The 2434-nt window shown below is 49.3% G+C and carries 1 protein-coding gene and 2 pseudogenes; 1 reads left to right on the top strand and 2 read right to left on the bottom strand.

What is annotated here, in order from left to right; genetic code table 11:
- Nucleotides 1-172: pseudogene (locus HMPREF2661_RS06995) on the bottom strand (IS5 family transposase); the annotation flags it as partial.
- A gap of 253 nt (nt 173-425) precedes the next feature.
- Here HMPREF2661_RS06995 and HMPREF2661_RS06990 point away from each other — a divergent pair.
- On the top strand, nt 426-1877 hold the full coding sequence (locus tag HMPREF2661_RS06990; RefSeq protein ID WP_049323035.1) for a DUF389 domain-containing protein: 1452 nt from the start codon (nt 426-428) through the stop codon (nt 1875-1877).
- 53 nt (nt 1878-1930) lie between these two features.
- Here HMPREF2661_RS06990 and HMPREF2661_RS06985 read toward each other — a convergent pair.
- Nucleotides 1931-2284, bottom strand: a pseudogene (locus HMPREF2661_RS06985) (aminotransferase class IV); the annotation flags it as partial.
- Nucleotides 2285-2434 lie beyond the last annotated feature (150 nt).

The following is a 2434-nucleotide window of genomic DNA, read 5'->3' as shown; positions in this document are numbered from 1 at the left end:
ACAGGGGATAGGCGGGACGGCCGCGGTGGTCTCGAAGGTAACGGTTTTTTTGACGATTCAGGTATTGTTCGATCGGTTGCCAATCAATCACCTGATTCAACTTCAATAGTGGGAAACGGTCGATGTGTTTGGCAATCATGGCTTGTGCGGTTTGCCGGAAGAAGGTGCTCATGAAAAATCCCCTAAATGTCTTAGTAGGAATTTAGGGGATTTGGGGGAATTTTGCAAAGGTCTCAGGCTAGGCGTTGTCAGCGTTTTCGGATATATGCTAATATTTTCTGCAAAGTATCTGCTAATATTTAATATTCTGCAAGGTATCTGTTTAATCAGATTTGAACTTAGTTATCAAGCATAATTATCAGTATTCGAAATCCCAGTTAATTAAATATTCAGAGATAATCGTTAAGATTGATTTAAGGATGAAAGTGCAAGACCAAGAAAACATTAAAAACCAAGAAGAACAAGAAAACCAGCCAAAAGAAGACAGTGGGGCCATGACCAGGCTGCAAGATGTGTTCAATCTTTCGCATGACCAGGCCCATCCCGATAAAATTGATGCCGTCATCCGCGCCAATACTCGGGTGTCCGGAACCAATATGTGGGTATTGATGTTTGCCATTGCCGTGGCGAGTATCGGTCTGAATATGAACAGCACGGCGGTAGTGATCGGCGCGATGTTGATTTCGCCGTTGATGGGACCGATTGTAGGTATGGGTTACGGTTTGGCGGTAGGGGATACTGCGCTGATCCGTCAAGCCGTGCGCAATATTATTATATTCGTCGTCATCAGCTTGATTACCGCTACGTTGTATTTCCTGTTAACCCCGCTTAAAGAGGCGCAAAGCGAGCTTTTGGCGCGTACTCAGCCGACCCTTTGGGATGTGTTGATTGCCTTCTTCGGCGGTAGTGCGGGTATTGTGGCGCTGACCCGAAAAGAGGGAGGCAATGCCATACCGGGAGTGGCGATTGCTACCGCATTGATGCCGCCCCTGTGTACTGCGGGCTACGGACTGGCACATGGCAACTGGCACTACTTTCTCGGTGCTTCATATCTTTTTGCCATCAACTGCGTGTTCATCGCTTTTGCGACCTTGTTGTTTTCCAAGCTGCTCAAGCTGCCGCGCAGGGGGTTGGTAACGGAATCCAAACGCCGGTTGCAAAGCATCATTATTACCACCGTCGTGTTGGCTGTGATGATTCCGAGCGGCTATATGGCATCAGGACTGGTGCGTCAGGAGATCTTCAACACCAAAGCCAATGCCGCCATTGCCACTGCGCAGCAACAGGAAGGTTTTTTCGTGCTGCGTAAGGTGTTGAACCACAGAGAAAATAAAGTCGGTCTGATTGTCAATGGAACGGGCAATGCCGAGAAAATTTCCGTCTTGCTGGTGAAAAGCCTTAACGCGTCGGGGGTGAAAGAGCCGAAGGTCAACGTGGTCTATGCGGGAGGGGACGATGCCAAAATCGAAGAATTGCTGGCAAACCGAAACAACCCGGTGCAGTTGCAAAACGAGCTGAAAGAGCAGCAAGCCTACATCGATACCGTGCTTGCGGGCAAAACTGCCGATACCGCCGGTGCTGACGATGCTGCGGTACTTAAGGAAATAAAAGCCCAATATCCCGAAGCGGAAAAAATCGTTGTCGGACGCGGCTTGGTTTGGGAGAAAGCGCAAGCAACCCCTGTTTCCGAGCAGTCTGAAAGCGGCAAAAACACTAAACCGGGGACAGGCGAACATGACGATATTGTCGTGGTTTCGCTCGAATTTAAGGAGCCTTTGCCTGCCAAAGATCGCGAACGTTTACAGGCGTGGTTGAACCAGCGTTATGAGGGTAAAGTCGTGCGCATGTTTGTGAACACTCAAGTTTCAGACATATAACCCGTTTCACGAATACTCCGCCTGTCGGCTTTATCCGTTTTCAGGAAATAATTTTATTCTTTAACGACCAAATCCGCCTCAAACACGCTCCTTAAGGCGTTGGAGAGGCGGATTTCTTCGGCGTGTTCCAGTATGTCGCGGGTGATGTGCGTTTCGATGACGGTGTCCGCGCCCAAGTAGGTTTGCGGATGCTGCAACACGGCTTGGCGCATGACGCCGTTGAGGATGTCCAAATCCAGAGACGGGGTGAGCCATTGCCCTTGGTATTTGACGAACACGTTGCTTCTGCCGCCTTCGAACAGGATGCCGTCTGAATTGAAAAACAGGCTGTCGAATGCGCCTTGTGTTTCGGCGGTTTGCCACGCTTGGTTGTACAGGGTGCGGCGGGTGGTTTTGAAGCGGCGCAGCAAGCCGTAGCCTATATGAAATTTAAACTCAACAAGTAGGATGTGTGCGGAACGCACGCATGCGGTTTTCAAGGTTTGAGCTAAGAGGCCGTCTGAAAACAGAAAAACCTTTCAGACGGCCTTTTTGTTTTTGAATATTGTAAGTGATTG

Source organism: Neisseria sp. HMSC061B04 (assembly GCF_001836705.1).
Classification (GTDB): domain Bacteria; phylum Pseudomonadota; class Gammaproteobacteria; order Burkholderiales; family Neisseriaceae; genus Neisseria.
The sequence above is the reverse complement of the archived record's forward strand: the minus strand, read 5'-3'. Positions and strand labels throughout refer to the sequence as shown.